Annotated in this window: 14 protein-coding genes and 1 other RNA gene; 10 read left to right on the top strand and 5 right to left on the bottom strand. The window is 39.4% G+C overall.

Going from position 1 to position 21,524, the window contains the following annotated elements:
* The 3 genes from KK060_RS09390 (at position 1) to KK060_RS09380 (ending at position 2,623) form a co-directional block, all read left to right on the top strand.
* Entirely contained in the window at positions 1–897 is an 897-nt protein-coding gene (locus KK060_RS09390) for a DUF2279 domain-containing protein (protein WP_254153459.1), read from the top strand.
* Positions 898–1,006: 109 nt separating this feature from the next.
* Positions 1,007–1,399: RNase P RNA component class A (gene rnpB / locus KK060_RS09385), an RNA gene on the top strand.
* Between the two features lie 72 nt (positions 1,400–1,471).
* Positions 1,472–2,623, top strand: a complete 1,152-nt coding sequence (locus tag KK060_RS09380; protein WP_254153458.1) for a sigma-54-dependent transcriptional regulator — start codon at positions 1,472–1,474, stop codon at positions 2,621–2,623.
* 219 nt (positions 2,624–2,842) lie between these two features.
* On the opposite strand, the gene KK060_RS09375 is transcribed toward KK060_RS09380, so the two are convergent.
* A complete protein-coding gene (locus KK060_RS09375) occupies positions 2,843–3,832 on the bottom strand; it encodes an acyl transferase (protein WP_254153457.1) in 990 nt (329 codons plus the stop codon).
* A 31-nt stretch (positions 3,833–3,863) separates the two neighbouring features.
* Between KK060_RS09375 and KK060_RS09370 the strand changes: the two genes are divergently transcribed.
* Positions 3,864–4,721 carry a hypothetical protein gene (locus KK060_RS09370; protein ID WP_254153456.1) on the top strand — a complete coding sequence of 286 codons (858 nt, stop codon included), beginning with the start codon at positions 3,864–3,866 and terminating at the stop codon, positions 4,719–4,721.
* Positions 4,722–4,791: 70 nt separating this feature from the next.
* Here KK060_RS09370 and KK060_RS09365 read toward each other — a convergent pair whose 3' ends face one another.
* Positions 4,792–7,194: an alpha-ketoacid dehydrogenase subunit alpha/beta gene (locus tag KK060_RS09365; RefSeq protein ID WP_437124575.1), complete on the bottom strand. Its 2,403-nt coding sequence runs from the start codon at positions 7,192–7,194 to the stop codon at positions 4,792–4,794.
* Positions 7,195–7,435: 241 nt separating this feature from the next.
* Here KK060_RS09365 and ald point away from each other — a divergent pair, with 241 nt between their 5' ends.
* Positions 7,436–8,548 (top strand): alanine dehydrogenase, encoded by a 1,113-nt coding sequence (gene ald, locus KK060_RS09360; RefSeq protein WP_254153524.1) that lies wholly within the window; start codon positions 7,436–7,438, stop codon positions 8,546–8,548.
* A 14-nt stretch (positions 8,549–8,562) separates the two neighbouring features.
* On the opposite strand, the gene KK060_RS09355 is transcribed toward ald, so the two are convergent.
* Positions 8,563–9,009 (bottom strand): type I restriction enzyme HsdR N-terminal domain-containing protein, encoded by a 447-nt coding sequence (locus tag KK060_RS09355; RefSeq protein ID WP_254153454.1) that lies wholly within the window; start codon positions 9,007–9,009, stop codon positions 8,563–8,565.
* Between the two features lie 23 nt (positions 9,010–9,032).
* Here KK060_RS09355 and KK060_RS09350 point away from each other — a divergent pair, with 23 nt between their 5' ends.
* Entirely contained in the window at positions 9,033–9,800 is a 768-nt protein-coding gene (locus KK060_RS09350) for an AMP nucleosidase (protein ID WP_254153453.1), read from the top strand.
* A 20-nt stretch (positions 9,801–9,820) separates the two neighbouring features.
* On the opposite strand, the gene KK060_RS09345 is transcribed toward KK060_RS09350, so the two are convergent.
* Positions 9,821–11,146, bottom strand: a complete 1,326-nt coding sequence (locus KK060_RS09345) for an MFS transporter (RefSeq protein WP_254153452.1) — start codon at positions 11,144–11,146, stop codon at positions 9,821–9,823.
* 93 nt (positions 11,147–11,239) lie between these two features.
* On the bottom strand, positions 11,240–13,285 hold the full coding sequence (locus tag KK060_RS09340) for a tetratricopeptide repeat-containing sensor histidine kinase (RefSeq protein ID WP_254153451.1): 2,046 nt from the start codon (positions 13,283–13,285) through the stop codon (positions 11,240–11,242).
* A 615-nt stretch (positions 13,286–13,900) separates the two neighbouring features.
* On the opposite strand from KK060_RS09340, the gene KK060_RS09335 reads away from it, so the two are divergent.
* The 4 genes from KK060_RS09335 (at position 13,901) to KK060_RS09320 (ending at position 21,482) form a co-directional block, all read left to right on the top strand.
* Positions 13,901–16,942, top strand: coding sequence for a SusC/RagA family TonB-linked outer membrane protein (locus tag KK060_RS09335; protein WP_254153450.1), 3,042 nt, complete (start codon positions 13,901–13,903; stop codon positions 16,940–16,942).
* Positions 16,943–16,953: 11 nt separating this feature from the next.
* Complete coding sequence (locus KK060_RS09330; protein ID WP_254153449.1) at positions 16,954–18,630, top strand: RagB/SusD family nutrient uptake outer membrane protein; 1,677 nt, start codon at positions 16,954–16,956, stop codon at positions 18,628–18,630.
* Between the two features lie 80 nt (positions 18,631–18,710).
* Positions 18,711–19,682 carry a purple acid phosphatase family protein gene (locus tag KK060_RS09325; RefSeq protein WP_254153448.1) on the top strand — a complete coding sequence of 324 codons (972 nt, stop codon included), beginning with the start codon at positions 18,711–18,713 and terminating at the stop codon, positions 19,680–19,682.
* Between the two features lie 795 nt (positions 19,683–20,477).
* Positions 20,478–21,482, top strand: a complete 1,005-nt coding sequence (locus KK060_RS09320) for an aldo/keto reductase (protein ID WP_302180043.1) — start codon at positions 20,478–20,480, stop codon at positions 21,480–21,482.
* Positions 21,483–21,524 lie beyond the last annotated feature (42 nt).

The following is a 21,524-nucleotide window of genomic DNA, read 5'->3' as shown; positions in this document are numbered from 1 at the left end:
ATGAAAGCATCTATACTGTCAATTCTACTATTAACACTATTACCTTATATTCCTATATACGGACAAGTACCTGATTCTACTTATTCTACTGCCTCTCCTGCTATTCCAAAAAAACGGCTTAGTACCTTAGCATGGGTTTCAACGTCTACTTACACCGTATCCATGGCGGGCCTTTACCACTTATGGTACAAGGATTCTGAACAACAGTCATTCCGTTTTTTTAACGACAATCGGGAATGGAAGCAGATCGATAAAATAGGCCATGCATTAAGTTCATTTTACTTAAGCTATGGGGCATCGAAAGCATTGCAATGGACCCAAATGCCGGAAAAAAAATGCGATCTTGTAGGTGCTTCCCTTGGTTTTCTTTTGCTTGTACCTATTGAGATTTTTGATGGTTTCTCAGAAGCATATGGCGCCTCTACTGGCGATTTAATTGCTGATGCAGGTGGTTCTTTATTATACCTCGGACAGAAGAAGTTATGGAATGAACCAAGGATCTTCCCAAAATTCTCTTTTCACACTACAAGGTATGCTTCTATCCGCCCCAATACATTGGGGGATAGCTATTTAAGCCAGGTTCTTAAAGATTACAATGGACAAACATACTGGCTTTCTTTTGACATCGATAAATTCATACAATTTCCCAAGTGGCTAAACCTTGCTGCTGGTTATGGAGCTGAAGGAATGGTATATGCCCGTGATCTTCAAAACAGGCTGCAAGGCTATCGTGCTTACAGACAATACTACTTATCGCTGGATTTTGATTTGAAGTCTATTAAATCAAAATCAAAAGTTGTTAACACGCTCCTCTTTTTCGCCAATATCATTAAACTTCCGGCTCCCGCATTTTCCTTTTCAAACAACGGAACAACATTTCGTGCCCTATACTTTTAGTTATTGTCCAACGTGTAATCTCGAAACGATTTCAGTCTTCCAAAGGGATATTGAGGAAATACGGAAGTCAGACAGATAGATAAGTGGCCAATTTAACTTAGTTTTGTATGCAGTAAGTTGTCTTATCGCCCTTTGAGAACTCAGAGGGAGGAAAGTCCGGGCAACACAGAGCGTCGTACTTCCTAACGGGAAGGTCCTGTTTAGTCAGGAACAGAAAGTGCCGCAGAAAACAAACTACCTGCTTTGACTTGTTCGAAGGAGGAAAAGGTGAAAAGGTGAGGTAAGAGCTCACCGCCCTGGTAGTAATATCAGGGGCATGGTAAACCTTACGAGTTGAAAGGTCAAATAGGCTCCGGTTAATGGATTGCTCGTTCAGATACTGCTTGCAGTATACCGGAGCGGGTAGACTGATTGATCCTCGTTGCGAAACCAGGACCAGATAAATGATAAGAGCTCTTCATTAGAAGAGAAACAGAACCCGGCTTATAAACTTACTTTTATTTATTAATCAAACCTTTCATGCTCTGAAAACGTGAAAGGTTTTTCTATTTTACGCTTTATTAATTATCATAAGATGTCAAAGATACTTGTAATTGAAGATGACAATAAAATCCGTGCGATTCTAAAAGAGATTTTGCAGGATAAAAATCACGATGTTGACGAAGCCGCAGATGGTGTAGAGGGATATAAAAAACTGGAACAAGGAATCTATGATTTATGCATTTGTGATATTAAGATGCCAAAAATGGATGGTCTTGAGGTTCTAGACAAAGCAAAAGAAGAGGGGATCTCAACCAATTTTATTATTATATCTGCTCACGGCAATATTGATATAGCTGTAGAAGCGGTTAAAAAAGGAGCGTTTGACTTTTTACAAAAACCTTTTGATCTGGGAAGATTAGAAATAACGCTAAGGAATGCTTTAGATAAAACAACCTTGATCAAGGAAACGAAGAGCCTTCGAAAAAAGGTTTCGAGAAAATTTGAAATGGTTGGAGAATCCGAGCCTATGCTTCAGATGAAAGAAATGATAGGGAAGGTAGGACCTACTGATGCGCGTGTTCTGATAATCGGTCCTAACGGATCAGGAAAGGAGCTCGTTGCGAAGGCAATTCATGAAAAAAGTAAACGCTTTAATGGACCTCTGGTGGAAGTAAATTGTGCTGCCATTCCTTCTGAATTAATTGAAAGTGAACTCTTCGGTCATGAGAAAGGCTCATTTACTTCAGCAATCAAACAACGCCTTGGCAAATTTGAACTGGCAGAAGGTGGAACTTTGTTTCTCGACGAAATTGGAGATATGAGTCTTTCAGCACAAGCAAAAGTACTGAGGGCTCTTCAGGAGAATAAGATTACCCGGGTGGGTGGTGATAAGGAGATACCCGTTAATGTGAGGGTACTTGCTGCTACTAATAAGAACTTAAAGAAGGAGATTGAAGAAAACCGATTCAGGGAAGATTTATATCACCGACTCGGGGTAATCGTTGTAAAAGTGCCGTCTTTAAATGATCGCAAAGAAGACATTCCCCTTCTTGTAGACAAATTTCTGGATGATATCGCAGAGGAACATGGTTCGAAGAAGAAGTCGATAAATGAAAAAGCGCTGAACGCTCTAAAAGATCACAACTGGACGGGTAACATCCGCGAGTTGCGAAACGTAGTAGAACGTCTTGTGATTATGAGTGGCGAGGAAATTACGCCACAAGATGTTGAAAAGTACCTGTGATATTAGATCCTTCTTTCAGAAGCCTCTCTTTTAGGGGCTTCTTTCTTACTATAAGTAGGGCAAGTATACTGGCTACAAGCTGATAAAAAGCCCGCAATGGCGATAAATAATAGAACCTTTTTCATGGAGTTGGCTTTGATTATAACAAAAATATAATTCTTTATTTTACTAAACAAGTTAAGCAGCAATCTCTATGCCCGGTTAAATGGCGGTTTTTGGTCATCCTACCATTAAATTGCACCCTCGTACGTCACTATTATCCATTCTTCCTAAAATTTCAAAAGATCCATCTTCATAAACCTTACCTAAATCTTCTGTTTCAATAAAGGCGATAGAATGCACATTAGCCAAATCTACGACGTTAATGGCGGAAGTCTGATCTAATATTCCTTTATGAAAAGGATCTGTTATTTCACGACCAATAATTCTTATCCATGGATTACAATAGAATCGTTCTGAGCCGTCAGAATATGCCTGAGAGAGCAATTCAGTCATTCCATATTCAGAGTATATTTTATTAGCATTAAGACCATTTCTAAGCGTTTTATGAAGTTCCTGCCGCGTAATCTCTTTCCTTCTACCCTTCATACCTCCTGTTTCAAATATCAAGCAATTACTTAAGTCAGGTTGCTCATGTTCCGCTAGATCGAGTAACGCAAAAGTTACTCCCCAAAGAATAGTTTTTCTGGAGTCAGTCTTCAACGTATTAATATCACGCAGCAGTTTTTCTTTATCATGGAGATAAAATCCGGAATAAGGAGAAGCACTCTTTTTGATAAAATGCTGCAACATCGCTACCAGGGAGGAGTTAGAACGCTCCAGATATGAAGGCAGCAAGGCTAAAAAATGATAATCAGAGAGCTCTCCAAAAGCCTTGATAAAACATTGTTCAGCATGATTAAGGTAAAAGTCAAGATCTTGAATATGGTGGATACTTGTTGTACTACCGGTAGTACCACTGCTTGTAAATATTGCTGCATCATTCCAGGTACCGGTTTTTATAGTATGATTCTTAAAGAAAGAAATAGGCATAAAGGGTATTTCGTTAACAGAAGTTATCTGATTAACTGATACACCTAGGTTATCAATATAAGCTTTGTAAATTGTATTGGACGAAGCCTGAAACCTAAACAGCGTTAGCGCAATATTTTCAAAAGCGAGATCGTTATGATCGTATAATTCTGCCCTAAAACTTTCGAAAGTATCCAAGCGTTACTTAATTTGACGTTAAAATAGCAACATGAAGCTAGTTAAGAGCTTAATCTTATTATCTTTTTTCTCCATTCTGTTTGGATCATGTTTTGACCCACCCGAATATCCTGTAATACCGAGCATTGAATATGAATGTATAGGGTTTTATACGGGTCAAGACACTGATTCATTAATAATCTATCTTAATTTTAAGGATGGTGATGGAAATTTAGGATTAGCTGAAACAGCTGAAGGTGTCGAAGCCCCTTTTAATGAAGCATTTTATTTCCAGGAAGGAGCCAACGGGCAGCTGGTAAAAATAGGTACCAGAAAACGATATACGGATCTGCCCGCGTTTCTTGAGCCAACAGGAACCGGAAAGCTCGTAACTTCTAGAACAAGAGAAAAACCAGGTTTTGGAAATCTACCAGCCTCCTCTTGTACTTACTACACACAAAGCCAACTTTATTTAAGCGAGGAACATAAAGGTATAATAGATGAAAGTTACAGAGTTGTCGATACTATGCGTAATCCTAACTTTCCACCTGTGTATGTAATCTCTGATGAGGTCTATTTTGAAAGAAATCCGGATCACTACAATATTGAAGTAGATTTCCTTTATAAAGATCCGGGTAACCCGAATGCCGATACACAGGGTTTTGTTGAATATGATTGGTGGAAAGAGAACTGTACAACATTCGACGGACGTTTTCCTGTTCTATCTGATAAAACCTCAGCGCTTGAAGGCACTTTACGTTATGGCATGTATTCTCAAGGGTTTCAGGTAAAGTTTAGTATAAGAGTACTTAAACTGAGAATTCAAGTTAAAGACCGGGATTTGAACCGAAGTAATGTTATAGAAACACCTGAGTTTACCCTCGAGAGTATTCGAGGACGGGGCTGTTAGAATAGATAAATTACTATTGGCTAATAATAGAAATAGATAGAGGAATGGGATCGAATTCCTCTATTTTTTCTTAATATATTGAAGGAAATTTATCAGGATAAGCTTCTCTCAAAAGGTCATACACCTTTTCAAATACTTCTTCAACGTTTGGTTTAGAGAAATAATCACCATCGGAAGCATAGGCTGGGCGATGTTCCTTTGCGGTTATAGTAACAGGTTTTGAGTCCAAATACTGATAACCATTTTGATTTTCCAAAACCTGCTGCATCATGTATGACGTTGCTCCTCCTGGCACATCTTCATCAGCAAACACAATACGGTTTGTCTTCTTTAAAGAGTCAAGAATAATATGATGAATATCAAAAGGCAAGAGTGTTTGTACATCAATTACCTCCGCCAAGATGCCAGCCTGTTCCAGTACCTCAGCAGCTTCCATTACAACCCTACACATAGAGCCGTAAGTAACTATCGTAACATCGGTTCCCTCCCGCAATATTTCAGGAACACCAAGAGGAACAGTAAATTCACCAATGTTATCAGGAAGTCTTTCTTTTAATCGGTATCCATTCAAGCATTCTATAATAATGGCCGGATCATCAGACTTAAGCATAGTATTATAAAACCCAGCAGCCTGAGTCATATTACGGGGCACCAGGAGATAAATACCCCGAAGACTATGGAGTATCATTCCAATTGGAGAACCAGCATGCCAAACACCTTCTAACCGATGTCCGCGTGTTCTGATAATCAAGGGAGCCTTTTGTCCTCCTTTAGTACGATAATGAAGCGTAGCGAGGTCATCAGATAAAGTTTGCAGTGCATAGATGAAGTAATCCAAATACTGAATTTCTGCAATAGGTCTTAAGCCGCGCAGAGCGAGCCCTATGCCCTGTCCTGCAATTGTACATTCACGGATACTTGTATCAGTGACCCTGTATTCGCCATGTTTCTGCTGCAATCCTGCAAAGCCTTGATTAACGTCTCCGATCTTTCCCACATCCTCACCAAAGGCAAGCACCCGTGGATCTCTTGATAAAGCAGCATCAAAACATTGTTGTAATACTTCTCTCCCATCAACAATAGAAGAGTCATCAGAATATACCGGGTCGATACGTTCTACCTTTAATGCGGACTCATCACTTTCGCTATATAGATGTGAGCTGTAACGATTATGATTATCTGATTCGGCATTCTTAACCCACTCAATAAGTTTAGCTTTTGCATCAAGATTTTCTTCACGAAGTATACGCAAGGCCCTTTTTGCAGCCCGCATAGTTTCTAAACGGGTTGGATTAATTGCCTTTATAAGATCTACGAGTACCTCTTCAATGGAGGCACCGTGTTGAGATTCTTTTTCTGCCTGTGTAAGCAGCTTAATCACATAGTTCTGATCCTTCTTAATATCTTCAGTAAATGCCTTCCACGCCCGATCTTTCGCCTGCTTTGCAGCAAGCTTTGCTTCCTTCTCTATGCTATCAACTTCCTCTGGCAAAATCATCACTTCATTAACGATCCATTCTCTCATTTTACGAATAGGATCAAATTCAGCTTCCCATTCAAGGCGTTCTTTTGATTTATACCTTTCATGAGAACCAGAGGTCGAATGCCCTTGAGGCTGTGTCATTTCAACAACATGCAAAAGTACAGGCACATGTTCCTCGCGACATATTTTTTCTGCACGTTGATACGCATCTATCAGCTCAGGATAATCCCATCCCTTCGCGATAATTATTTCAATGCCCTTTTCTGTAGCAGTACGTTGCATGCCAGCCAAGGCTTTTGATATACTTGACTTGGTAGTGTGATATTCCTGCGGCACTGAAATGCCATAGCCATCATCCCAAACTGACATGAGCATAGGTACCTGAAGAACTCCTGCCGCATTTAAAGCTTCGAAGAACATGCCTTCTGAAGTAGATGCATTACCAATGGTACCGAAGGCAACCTCACTACCCTTTACAGAGAGATCGCTATAACTATGAAGAGAAGGATTTTCACGAAATAATTTTGAAGCATAAGCTAATCCAAGAAGCCGAGGCATTTGTCCTGCAGTAGGCGAGATATCGGCACTACTATTCTTCAACTCAGAAAGTCTTTTAAACTTTCCATTCTCATCAAGCATGCGCGTTGCATAGTGGCCTGTCATAAGACGACCTGCTGAAGCAGGATCTGCTTCAACATTGGTATGTGCATATAGTTGTGCGAAGTATTGCTGAACAGTAAGTTCGCCAATAGCAAACATAAAAGTTTGATCTCTGTAATAACCTGATCTAAAATCTCCCGGACGAAACACTTTGGCCATGGCTATCTGAGCTAGTTCCTTACCGTCACCAAAAATGCCAAACTTGGCTTTTCCCATAAATACTTCTTTCCTACCTAAAAGACTTGCTTCACGACTTTCGACAGCTAGTCGGTAATCGTTAAGTATTTCTTTAACTTTCGCTTGAGAAAACTTCGTTTTGGCTTCTTTTATCACTATGAGCTATTTAAGATTTAAAACGTTTACACCACTTCAAAAATAGACATTACGTGTCTGCTTTCAAAAACCAATTTACCATCCAAATATTAATATACCATACCGCTGGCTTCCGGAATTTTTTTGAACTGTAAAACACAAACACACTTTATTATTTTGAATATAATAAGTTCTTAAAAGCCGCTAACAAACGTAGATGCAAAATCCTATATTTGCGGCCACTAAAACGCTTGTTATTATGATCATTGGTGTTCCTAAAGAAATAAAGAATAATGAAAACCGCGTAGCACTTACACCTGCAGGTACGCAAGAGCTCGTGAAAAACGGACATACAGTTTTTGTTCAATCAATGGCAGGTGCAGGCAGTGGTTTTTCCGATGAACAGTATACGCTTGCCGGAGCACAAATCATTAATAATGCAGCAGAAGTTTTTGCGAAAGCAGAAATGATCATTAAGGTAAAAGAGCCAATTGAGCAAGAATATAAACTAATCAGAAAAGATCAACTTATCTTCACTTATTTCCATTTTGCTTCTTATGAACCTTTAACGAACGCTATGGTTGAAAGCGGTGCTACTTGCCTTGCTTATGAAACCGTAGAAAGAAGTGACAGAAGTTTGCCATTGCTTATTCCTATGTCTGAGGTAGCAGGAAGAATGTCAATACAGGAAGGAGCAAAATATCTTGAGAAGCCTTTAAAAGGAAGAGGTATTCTCCTTGGAGGTGTTCCTGGAGTTAAGCCCGCAAAAGTACTTGTTCTTGGTGGTGGAGTAGTTGGAACCAACGCTGCAAAAATTGCCGCCGGTATGGGAGCAGATGTAACCATAATGGATATTAACCTTGACAGGTTGCGGTATTTGGATGATGTGATGCCAAAGAACGTGCACACCATGATCTCCAATGATTATAATGTGCGTGAGCTTGTTAAAGATCATGATTTGATTATTGGCGGTGTTCTAATTCCTGGAGCGAAAGCACCTAAGTTAATTACGCGCGACATGCTTAAAACAATGAGACCAGGAACGGTGCTGGTTGATGTTGCTGTTGACCAGGGAGGATGTATTGAAACATGCAAACCTACTACACATGAAGATCCTACATTTATTATTGATGATGTAGTTCATTATTGCGTTGCTAACATGCCAGGAGCCGTTCCTTACACTTCTACGTTAGCCCTTACTAACGCAACCCTACCTTATGCTGTACGACTAGCTAATAAGGGATGGAAAAAAGCATGTAGTGAAAGTGCTGAACTAAGAAATGGTTTGAATGTTGTTAATGGAGATATTGTTTATAAAGCAGTAGCAGATGCTTTTAATCTTCCATATACAGACGTTAAAAAGTATTTATAATCTTACTTAAATTACTAACTACCATAAGAAGGTATGGTAGTTAGTAACTCGGTTTTACCTTGTTGCCAGTCTACAAGGGAACAGAAGTGGACCAATCCATTGCTGACTGTTATGTACTTTGCTTTTAAGGAAGCATTATAGACAGATGCCTGATGTGAACTAGCTGCCGTGATTTTGATTTCCGGTGATTTACATTCTACAACCATCCATGGTTGCCCTTCACGATCAAAGACAACGATATCTGAGCGCTTCTTAAGCTGATTATAACTGAGGCCACCTTCTACCTTTATCAAAGATTTTGGGTAGTGGAGGTGTTGAATAAGATAATGAACAAAGTGTTGCCTAACCCACTCCTCCGGGGTAAGAACAATGTATTTTTTTCTGATCACATCAAAAATCCATACTTTGCCATCAGCTTTTTTAACATTATACTCGTATTGAGGAAGATTGAGCTTATACATTACGGTTACAAATTACCGAAACTATGAAAACGAAACAGGAAATTGTTGAAAATTGGCTCCCACGATACACAGGCCAACCTTTAAAGAACTTTGGACAATATATTTTATTAACAAACTTCGATAACTACGTAAAGGCATTTGCTGAATGGCATAACGTTCCTGTTAATGGATTAGACAGAGCTATGCGAAGTGCTACGGCAGAAGGCATTACCATCATTAATTTTGGTATGGGCAGCCCCAATGCAGCTACAATTATGGATTGCCTCAGTGCTATTGCCCCTAAGGCTGCACTGTTTCTTGGCAAATGCGGGGGTCTAAAGAAAAATCATTTAGGCGATCTTATTCTTCCTATTGCTGCTATTCGTGGCGAGGGAACTTCTAACGATTACTTTCCTCCGGAAGTACCAGCACTTCCAGCCTTTGCACTTCAGAAAGCCATTTCTACAACTATTCGTGATTATAACCAGGACTATTGGACAGGCACTGTCTACACAACGAATCGTCGGGTTTGGGAATGGGATGAAGACTTCAAAGAATATCTGAAAAAGATTCGCGCGCAAGCTATTGACATGGAAACTGCTACGATATTCTCGACAGCGTTTCACAACAAAATTCCTACAGGTGCATTATTACTTGTTTCTGATCAGCCAATGGTGCCAGAAGGTGTTAAAACCGAAGCCAGTGACCTTACTGTAACACAGACGTATGTTGAGCGGCATCTTAGAATTGGCATTGATTCTCTAAAACAACTTATCAATCAGGGACTAACTGTAAAGCATCTCAGGTATTAATTATTCCCTGAGTGCTTTCGTTATCTTATACTGTTAGCTTCTCTGATTTGTCTGGCTTTTACTGTTGATAGTATAATCCCACCTACGATAAAGTAAACTCCAAGTGCTAAGGCACTGTATCGCATACTGTGGGTAATCTGATCTATAAAACCATAAGAAAATGTTCCGAACACGATAGATAGGTTAAACGTTACATCGTAAAAGCTGAAATACGAAGCATGATCAATTGTATTCGACGGAATAAGCTTAGCATAAGTGGCTCGTGATAATGCCTGAATGCCTCCCATTACCATTCCCACAACAAATGCTAGGGCATAGAAGTGATATTCATTAGTAACAAAATACGCTGCCACACAAATGATAATCCAGATAGAAATCATTATATAAAGCGCAAACATATTTCCTTTTGATTTTGATACACTTGCGAAAAGCCATGCACCTATCGATCCTACAAGCTGAATCAGCAATACTGTCTGTATGAGCTTACTGCTTTCAAGGAAGAGTACGTCAGTACCAAAAAGGGCAGCCAAATACATGACAGTTTGTACGCCCATGTTATAGAAGAAGAAAGCAATGAGATATCGCTTTAAGTCCTGTTGTTCACGCAAACTGATCCAGACCTTTCTTATCTCTTCATACCCTTTTGTAAACACTCTTCCAGCTGGCCTTCGATTATAAGGATTATTGGGTAGCAGGCTAAAGGGGATGAATGAAAAGCCAATCCACCATGTGCCAACAAGCAGAAATGAAAACCGGGTAGCAGCTCCTTCGTCCTCAAAACCAAAGGATCCATGGTTAAGAATAAGGATCAGACATACGACCATAAGGACAATACTGCCGTAATATCCCATTGAAAAACCTCTGGCACTGGTGGTATCATATCTGTCTTCCGTAACAATTTCTGGTAGAAAAGCATCGTAAAACACCAGGCTACCGGAGTAACCTATACTTGCAAGAACGGAACAAAGGATTCCCCATTCTAACATGGAAACATCGTTAAAGAAATAAAGGCCCATACAAGAAAGTGAGCCAAGCCACATAAACATTTTCATATATGCCTTTTTATTTCCGGTGTAGTCGGCCATTCCTGATAATAATGGCAGTATCAATGCTACGATGAGGAAAGAAAAGGATAAGGCATAGGAGTATAGAGAAGAGTTCTTAATAATGATACCAAAGAAACTTACATCATCAGATCCGTTTGTTTTTGCTACTGCCTTATAGTAAACAGGAAAAATAGCCGAAGTAATAACAAGGGAGTAAACTGAATTAGCCCAATCATACATATACCAGGCTCTGATTGTCTTAGGATTATTGATTGCGGTAACCGCAGTGGATCCGTTCATAGGTAAACAAAAACTGAATATAGAAAATTTGTCAATCTAATAAGATCAGTAAGAATACTGGATTTGAGCTTGTAAACAAAAAAGGAGGACTGGTTATTTATTTTGATAAATTCGTTTAAGTAACGGCAGATACGATTCTTTTTGAAATGCCTGGGCTTTCTCCACCGGAGAATGAAGATGAGGAACCCAAATTTTAACTGTGGTACCTACTCTTACTTTAGATTCAATTGTAATGTCTCCTTTTATTTTTTCAATACACTTCTTAACGAGAAACAGCCCCAAACCATTTCCTTGTGCATGTTCCCCTTTGTAAAAGGGTTGAAATATATTTTGGAGGAATGTGGCATCGATACCCTTACCATTATCTGATATTTGTATCAGCACTTTATTAGTAGCGACTAAGCTTGCGGTGATATTTACATGAAGATCTGAACCATAATTTCTGAACTTAACTGCGTTTTCCAATATATTCTCTAACGCTATCTTTAAAAGCCTGTAATCCGTTCTTATTACCAGATCATGTGCGACAGCGTTTTGAATAGAATTCAATTCATCGCTTAAATTTAAATTCTCAATGATATCTTGAAAATGAAAAAACAAAGGAATCTCTGAAATACTGCCCACCTCCCTATTAATGATGTGTATTGATGCAATCTTACCTAACATCTTGTCCATGATACGTGCTACCTCTCCCACCCTTTTAATGATCTCATGTCCATCAGGGTCTTTAATTGTCATAAGGCCAAGGTGATTAAGGCCCATTATTGTTGATAGCGGTCCACGAAAATCGTGAGAAGCACGGTAAAGAAAAGTATCGAGTTCGAGGTTAAGCTCTGTAAGTTCCCTTGTTCTCTCTTCAATTTGTTGCTGCAGGAGCTTTTCTATTCTTCTCTTCTGATTATATCTTCTAACAACAAGGTAGATGAGAACAAATAACAGAAGTACGGTTGAAATAGTACCAAAGAGAAGACCACGCTGAACCGATATTTCTTTTTCTTTTAGCTGATTATCTTTCTTAATCAACTCAAGCTCTGCCAGCTTCTTATCAAAATCATATTTCTGCTGTATTAAAGAAAGATTCTTAGAAGCTTCGAGTTTACCTATTGAGTCTGTTTGGTTGTGATATATTTTAAAGTAGTCATTGGCTCTTTTATAGTCTTTCCTTCTATAATTTATTTCTGACAATTTCCTATAATATCTGGGATAATTGGTGGTAGGAAAAGCGAGAAGCAAATTACCTATGCTATCATAGTAACGTTCAGCTTTTGCGTTATCATTCTCGTATTCAGCAATTGTTCCAAGGATATCGTAAGAATTAATAAGACTTGCCCATTCCTTATGTTTTCGGCTTATCTTTGCATCTATCTGTATATAGTATTTGGCAGAATCATACCGGGATTGTTTAAAGTACACAGTTCCTATATTTCCGTGTGTCAGTGCTTGCCAAAATTCATCTCCAATCGCGACAGCTATTGCATGGGCTTTCTTAAAGTATTTAATTGAAAAATCGTATTCAGAAATATTTCTATAACTAAGTGCAAGTGTGTTATAGCTGTCCATCACGGTAAACTTCTTCTTTTTGGTATCAAATAGTTGCGGATGCATTTCAAAGATGTGATGTGCTGTTCTCAGTAATCCGATAGCCTCTGTATAGTTACCAGCCTGGAATTGAAGCAGTGCCGCATTGTTATGAATGAGAAAAGTAGTGTACGAAGTTTCCAAGTTTTCTGAAAGCCACCGAGCTGTAAGATAATATTGCAGTGAGGTTTCAAGTTCTCCTTGTGATTTATAAATCTCGCCTAATAACAAGTTTATTTCAACCTCCTCTTCGGCAGATTTACAAAGTTTATTAAGATCAAGGGCTTGCTTTGCTTTTTCGATTGAAGAAATAGGAAGCTTATGAATTAATTGCAGGTTACTGTATATCCGTGTAATGGTAACGCGCTCGCACAGTGGCAGGTCATCATCTGATAAGCAGGAATTAAAGAGTCGCTCGCCGACCTGCGGTGTTTTTTTACTTAACCGCTCGAGAAGTTGTTCAACCTCTCTTGACTTAATGGCATTGATAACATCACTGCATTCCTGGCCGTAACAAAGAGTAGTGAAAAAGACCAGGCTAACGAACAACAGCTTACTCATCAACAAGTGGGAATTTTCGCGAAAGTTAGGACATTCTTACCGCTTTTTAACGAAGATATTTATAAATGGTAATTTGTTTCGTTCAATGATCATTTTAACCTCCTTTATACTGTCTATCCTTAATCTAAGGTCGTTGAATTTTGCTGTAAGCTACAGTAGGTGAATTGCTTTTACTTAATGCCCTGATTTGAAGTTCAAACAGTGATTAATGAGAGATCATTAAAATTGAAGCAGGGTAATGATGATTAGCGACATTTAGCGCCTGGGCAACAGTATTATTGCAAGGCGTGCCTAGACTTAGCAGATATGGTTTTGCTATTATAAATACTTCACAAAACTTTTAACTTTAATTAACACTCCTATTTCTAATCCGGCGGTGTCTGGCTGTTGTTCCTATTCGAGTCGCATCGAAAAACAATCGATGTAATCAGGCTATCATGACTACTTTCTTCATCAGAACGTGGTCCTAGTAATCAAATACATTAGTTCCTGATCTGACTAACCCTCTCTCAAATATCTTAATAAAAGGATAACAGACTGTTTCATTTCTTACTATAAAAAAATCTTTGTTTTGCGCGAAATCAACAGACCTAACCACTTAAAATATTAGACATCATGCAAAAATTTTACGAACCGTTTCTTAAAAAGCGTACGAGGCATTTCTTTATTCAATGCGCTGTACTGTTAACCTTGACAGTTCAAGGTGTGACATCTTCCGTTAGTTACGCGGCACATCCAATTGCAAATACCATACAAGGTGTTGTTGTGAATGGGCGCGTGACAGATCAAACAGGGAGTCCTCTTCCTGGTGTTAATGTACTTGAAAAAGGAACGAACAATGGAACTGTAAGTGATAGTGATGGAAATTACACCATATCAACAAGATCGACCCAATCAGTACTGATATTCAGTTTCGTAGGAACTGTGACGCAACAAGTGGTTGTTGGAAATCAATCAAATATTAATATTCAATTACAAGAAGACGCACAATCTTTAAGCGAAGTTGTAGTTGTAGGATACGGCACACAAGAGAGAAAAGATGTTACCGGATCTGTAGGTACCGTAAAAAGTGAAGAGTTCAACCGCGGCATCATCAACTCACCTGAACAACTACTACAAGGCAAAGTAGCTGGTGTAAGTATTACGTCTGCAAGCGGAGAACCAGGCAGTAACCAATCCATTAATGTAAGAGGGCCAGGAGGTATAAGAACAGGGAGCACGCCCCTATTTGTGGTTGATGGTTTAGCATTGGATAACTCAAGCACCGGTGGTGCAACCAATCCACTAAATTTTCTTAATCCTCAGGATATAGAATCGATTGATGTATTGAAGGATGCATCTGCAACTGCGATCTATGGAACACGTGGAGCGAACGGTGTTATCCTTATTACAACTAAAAAAGGAAAGGCGGGAAAGTCATCAATTTCATATTCAGTGGACTATGGGATTTCGACGCTTGCGCGAGAATTACCTGTGTTTGATGCTGATGAATACAGAGCAAAAGTAGTTGAGGTAGGTGGCATATTGGATGATCAAGGCGGATCAACAAACTGGCAAAAAGAAATTACCAGAACAGCGCATACGCAGAACCATAATGTTAATTTAAGTGGGGGCACTGACAAGCTAGTGTATTATGCATCACTTGGGCTCCAAGACCAGGAGGGTATTTTGCATAATAGCAGCCTGAAGAGATATAGCGGACGCATCAACCTTACTCAAAAGGCATTACAGAACGACAAATTGAAAATCGACCTTAATCTAAGCGCTACACAAACTATTAATGACAGACCATCAGCTGAAAATGTTATTGGGACTGCAATCTCTGCCAATCCTACGTATCCTGTTTATGGTGCTGATGGCAAGCCGTTTCTGTTTCCTTCCGGAACTGACAACCCGCTGATTACTTATGCCTTAAACAAAGACATTACTACCACCAATCGCATCATTGGTAATATATCCCCCTCACTTGAAATTATTAAAGGTTTAGTATACAAGCTTAACTTTGGTATCGACAACGCTAACTCTGTTCGCGATGAACAAAGCTTACCGAGCCTGGTACCATTAAAAGATGGAAACCTTAAAAGTACGTTCGGGCAAAATACCAATAGCCTGATAGAAAATTATCTTACTTATGATTTCAAGTTAAATGACGATAATAACTTTAGTGTATTAGCCGGTCATTCATTCCAGAAATTCTTTATTCAAAAGAGAACATTCAGTATTAACAAGTTCCCGATTTCAGATGTTGAGCCCCGTAATAATCCTAGCCTAGGAACAGATCTTACTCTTGTTAACAACAAACCTACCGGAGAAACTACACGTAATGAATTACAATCTTTCTTTGGAAGAATGAACTACTCCTTCCGGGACAAATACCTTTTAACTGCAACGGTACGTGCTGATGGATCAACTAAGTTTGGAGCAAATAATAAATATGGTGTTTTTCCATCGTTCTCGTTAGGATGGAGAATATCTGAAGAAGCATTTATGCAATCAACTCCATTGAGCAACTTAAAATTAAGAGCAGGTTGGGGACAAACGGGAAATCAGGAGATACCGAATAAGATTACACAGGAGTTATTTACAGCTACGTTGTCTTCAGGTACCACAGGAGCAAGTTATCCTCTGGGAGGAGCTTATACTTCATTGCTGGCCTATAGTAGATTTGCAAACCCTAATATTCAATGGGAAGTATCAACACAAACTAACATTGGAATTGATTTTGGATTACTTAATGGTGCACTATCAGGATCAATTGATGCTTTCAATAAAGTCTCAAATAATATCCTGTTGTCAGTACCTTCTGTAGATCCTCAGCCTGAGTTCTATTACTGGACTAACGTTGACGATATGACCATATCCAATAGTGGTCTCGAAATATCCCTTAATTACGAATACAGAGCAACCAATGGTTTGACTTTAGGTATAGGAGGAAATACAACCTTTATAAGAAACAAAGTAGAAGACTCACCCTATTCTGTTATAACCTCAGGTACAGCAACGGGTTCAGGACTTACTTCTGCTACAGTGAATGGTTACATTAATGGAGAACCAATAGGTACGTTTTTTCTTAGAGAGTTCGGCGGTATTAACGAAAATGGTCTTAATATTTTTATTGATCAGGATAAAAACGGATTCATCTCAGACTACGATCGGATTACAGCAGGCACTGCATTACCAACTACTATGTACAACTTCTTTGCGCGCGTTGGCTTTAAAGGATTTGACCTTTCAGCTAACTTTAATGGCGTTGCAGGAAATAAGATCTTTGATAACACTGCGCTTGTCTCTTTTTATAAAGGAAGGCTTTCTAAAGGGTTAAACACTACTGCCGAAGCTGTAGAATACGCTAGTGAGTCCATCAATAACAAGGCTGACCTTTCCACGCGTTACCTTAAAGATGGTGCCTATTTGCGATTAAACAATCTTACTCTAGGTTACAACTTTAACCCTTCATCATTAGGAGTTGGCGAATGGGTAACTGCATTAAGAGTTTATGCTACAGGACAAAACTTGTTTGTTACCACTAAGTATGATGGCTATGACCCCGAGGTTAATACTGACAAAGCTGAAAAGGGAGTAAACTCTTATGGCATTGATTACTTGAGTTATCCTAAAGCAAGATCATTTGTGTTTGGTTTAAATGTTACTTTTTAATTACTGCTCGTATGAAATTTAATAAGATATATTTATTACTCGTTGTCTTCTTTATCCTCACGATAGGATGTAGTGACCTGGAAGAAGAAGTATTAGATGAGACCTCCCCAAAAAGTCTAACAAATAAGCAAGCTGCAGATGGATATATGGCGGCGGTGTATGGGAGACTTCCTGACATTTACTGGCACACTAATTATTTTGCACTGCAAGAAATTTCAACTGACGAAGCTATTCTTCCTTATCGGGGCGGTACGGACTGGGGCGATAACGGAATTTATATTGCCTTGCACCAGCATAATTTTTCAACATATGACCCTAACCTGAAAAGCACTTGGAGTCATATTCTGCAAAGTATATCGAGATCTTTTACTGCCCTTGAAGCTTTTCCCCTACTCGATGACCCTAACGTAAAAACGTATGTAGCTGAAACGAGAGCAATGAGAGCATTCTATTCTATGCTTACGCTTGATCTGTTTGGCCTTGTTTATGTAGAGAATCCAACTGGTCCGCGTGCCACAATTATACGAGGCGACGAGGCTGTAACTTACATAGAAAGCGAACTATTAGCAGTTGAAAATGAAGTAAATAATGCTGTTGGACCAGGAAGAATTACGCAAGGTGCTATTTGGGGTTTGTTGGCCCGTCTCCATTTAAATGCTGCAGTCTACCGTAATCCTTACGCAGATAATTTCAATTTCACATCCGAAGATATGGATAAGGTAATTATGTACTGCAACAAAATTATCAATTCGGGAAGTTATCAATTGTCAACGGATTATTTCTCCATCTTTAATGATGATAATCATACCAACAAGGAGTTGATTTTTGCTGTTGACCAGCGGTCTGATTTAAATGGGCATAATCGTTTAGCCTACTTCTCTCTCTCCGGTGACCAATTCCCTCTCACTAATTTTCCTAATGCAAATGGCACGGATGGTCCTGCTATAACTCCGGATTATTATAACACCTGGGAACAAGCCTATGCTCCTGCAGATCCGGCCACTATGGATCCCAGATTCTTTCAGCAAAATATGGATCCTAATTTGACATGCGCAACTGCGGCTCAGTACAAGATGAACCGTGGCATTTTACGAGGTCAGCAATATGGACTAATCCGAGAAAAGGGAGCGTTTGTTACCTGTCCGGATGGATCATTTAAAATAGGTAAACTGTTCAATGTTACCAGAAATAAACCCAATCTCCCTGTTGACTTTACTAAACAAGTGGATTACACCCCTACCGGAAGTGAACATAATACCGGGTATCGAGTGTTGAAATATGAATTTGGTAAAAAATCAGATAACGGAAGAAATAAAGGTGATGCTGACATTAGTATTATTCGACTTGCAGATATCTATTTGATGCGCGCAGAAGCGATGCTTCGGAAGAATAACGATGTGGCTGCCGCTCTTACCGATGTTAATTTTGTAAGGGCTTCACGTACAGCTACAACGCCACCTCCAGCGTTAAGCGAGATGAATTTAGATTTTCTATATCGGGAGCGCGGATTTGAATTCTACTGGGAGATGCATAGAAGGACAGATATGATCCGTTTTGGAAAATACGAAGGCACGTGGACGGAGAAATCTAACAATGACAAAACGAAAAGAATTTTCCCTATTCCACAGGAAGTAATTGACGCAGCTACACAATTCCCAGGCTATTTAGTTCAAAATCAAGGTTATTAATATTTTAAAATAGTTTAAGCTATAGTAAACCAAATCGTTTACTATAGCTTTTTAGTTTTCTGTTTAATCAATAAAAAAACATGTCTAAGACACTTTTAAAAATTACAGTAGCTATAACTCTAAGTCTTATTAGTATTATTCTAACTGCACAAACGACCGAAAGAAAAGGAACAGCTCTTAAAACAAATCCACAGGCAGTTAACTTCATTGTGATGGGAGACTGGGGACGGAATGGTGAAGATCATCAAAAGCAAGTAGCGGCACAGATGGGGAAGACAGCATCGGAGGCTAGTGTCGACTTTATTATTGCCACTGGTGACAACTTCTATCCCCTAGGAGTAGCAAGCGAATATGATCCACTATGGAAGTATTCGTTTGAAGACATTTATACCGCCTTCTCTCTTCAATGGGATTGGTATCCAGTGCTAGGGAACCATGACTATGGTGCTAACCCTGAAGCGCAAGTCAACTACTCGAAAATAAGCCGAAGATGGAGGATGCCTTCACGTTATTACAGCAAGCAGATAAGTATAAACGGAGACACAACGCAGCAAATACTCTTTGCATTTATTGATACAGTACCTTTGATTAAGGGATACTATAATGGGAACGGGCATCATGTGCATGACCAAGACAGTACCGCACAAAAGCTGTGGCTTGAAAAAGTACTTTCTACAACTTCACCAAACATAAAATGGAAAATTGTAGTGGGGCATCATCCCATGTTTACAGGAGGAGGAAGAACGGAATCGCACGATACAAGATCCATAAGAAGCGTATTGCAACCACTACTCGAAAAGTATAACGTCGATGCGTATGTGGCCGGGCACGAACATAGTTTGCAACACATGATCGCTGAAAACAAAGTTCATCATTTTATTTCCGGTGCAGCCTCAGAAAGAACTCCAGTAAAGATGCTACCCATTAGCAAGTTTGCTCTTTCTGATTATGGCTTTATGCTCTTTTCTGTTACACCTCAGAAACTACTGGTGCAAGTTGTTGATCATAAGGGGAACATACGCTATGTAACGGAACTACCAACGAATAAATGATTTTGACGTTCGATTCTTAATTCAATACTTATTTTTTACCTCCGTATCTAAAAACAGGTAATTTTTGTATTGAGTCTTTTGCTTTTTCTGCTGCCCTTTCAATAACTGTTTTTCTTTTAAGAGGTTTATAAACCGCTATCGCAAAAGAGATACAAAGTAACAACACCATTAAGCCTGCGAAGCTTATCATGCTATACGAAATCTTACTAAGGGGTTTATGCGAAAACATATCCCAAAGTTACTTTAATGAAAGTAACACGAAGGCGATTCTTTAGTATGGCTTGTCAATTGCCAGGAAAAGAACCGACAATTTTCTCATTTTGGGCTTATTCCTTTTTAGAAAATGAGTAAAAATTACTATTGCCGTTCATGTAAGAAACGCGGTTAAGCGCAAGCAGAATACGTAATTATATAAGATCAAGCTTTGGAATGGGAAAGTATTACAAAGCGGCTCGATTTTTTTAGTAGTACGATAAACGGTATATGGAGGAGGTTCAGTTTCTAACGGTAGGCTATATTGGTCCTGTATTCGTGTTTGGACACTATGTTGGGCACACATGTGATATTAAGCTATATCTTTTTCATCTTCATTATAATTAGAACTGATTAAATATCGATCAAACATTTAGCGTGCCGGACAATTACCAAAACATCGAAATAACTCTATTTCATAGTAAGTGAGATTCTTGCATAAGTCGAAACGTTTATAGCGTTTTAAAAATCATTCCTTGATTTGCTTACAAGCTTCAGGGGTTTGCATACATGCGCGTGACTTGGCTTACCGATCTTTGGATCATGGAAATAAAACAAATAGCATTGGGCAGCCAGGGATTGGTTGTGCCGATGATCGGGTTGGGCTGTATGGGTATGACAGGCTTTGAAGAAGCACATATGTACGGCCCTGCGGATGAGCAGGAAGCTATCGCGACGATTCACCGCTCACTCGAGTTGGGCGGTAATTTTCTGGACACTGCGGATTTGTATGGGCCGCTGAAAAATGAGCAGCTCATTGCGAAAGCAATCAGCGGTAAACGTGATCAGTATATTTTGGCCACCAAGTTTGGCTGGGAGATCGACGACAACAATAAAGTGACCTGGGCCATTAATGGTAAAAAGGACTATGTAAAGAAATCTTTAGAGCGTTCGTTAAAGAACCTCAATACCGACTACATCGATCTGTATTACCTGCATCGACTTGATAAAAATACCCCGATCGAGGAAACGGTTAATGCCATGGCCGAGCTGGTTAAAGAAGGGAAAGTGGGCTATATCGGTCTGTCGGAAGTATCGTCTGAAACAGTTAAGCGGGCGCATGCCGTACATCCGATCACCGCAGTACAAAGCGAGTATTCTTTATTTGAACGAACGGTGGAAGAACGCGGGGTGTTAACAACGTTAAATGAACTGGGTATCGGGTTTGTAGCTTACTCACCATTGGGTCGTGGGTTTTTATCGGGACAGATCAGAAGCATCAATGACTTGCCGGAGAACGATTTCCGCAGAGCGATCCCGCGTTTCCAAGGCGAAATGTTCAATAAGAATATCGAATTGGTTAAGGCGATTGAAGCTATGGCTGAAGCAAAGAACGTTACTCCTTCGCAGCTGGCTTTGGCCTGGATCATGAGCAAGGGGATTTTACCGATCCCGGGAACGAAACGCAGAAAATACCTCGAGCAAAACCTTGCGGCAACTACCATTAAGCTGACGGAAGCGGATCTTTCGCAACTGGAAAGCATCGTGCCTTTGGGTACGGACACGGGCGCACCTTATGACGAGTTTAGTATGGGCTTAATTGATTAATTTTGTTTATGAATGCCATTAACTCCATATCAGAATTTCACC

It is taken from the genome of Chryseosolibacter indicum (genome assembly GCF_018598585.1).
In the GTDB taxonomy this organism is placed as follows: domain Bacteria; phylum Bacteroidota; class Bacteroidia; order Cytophagales; family Cyclobacteriaceae; genus Chryseosolibacter; species Chryseosolibacter indicus.
Note: the sequence above shows the minus strand (reverse complement) of the source record. Positions and strands in the feature narration are given on the sequence as shown.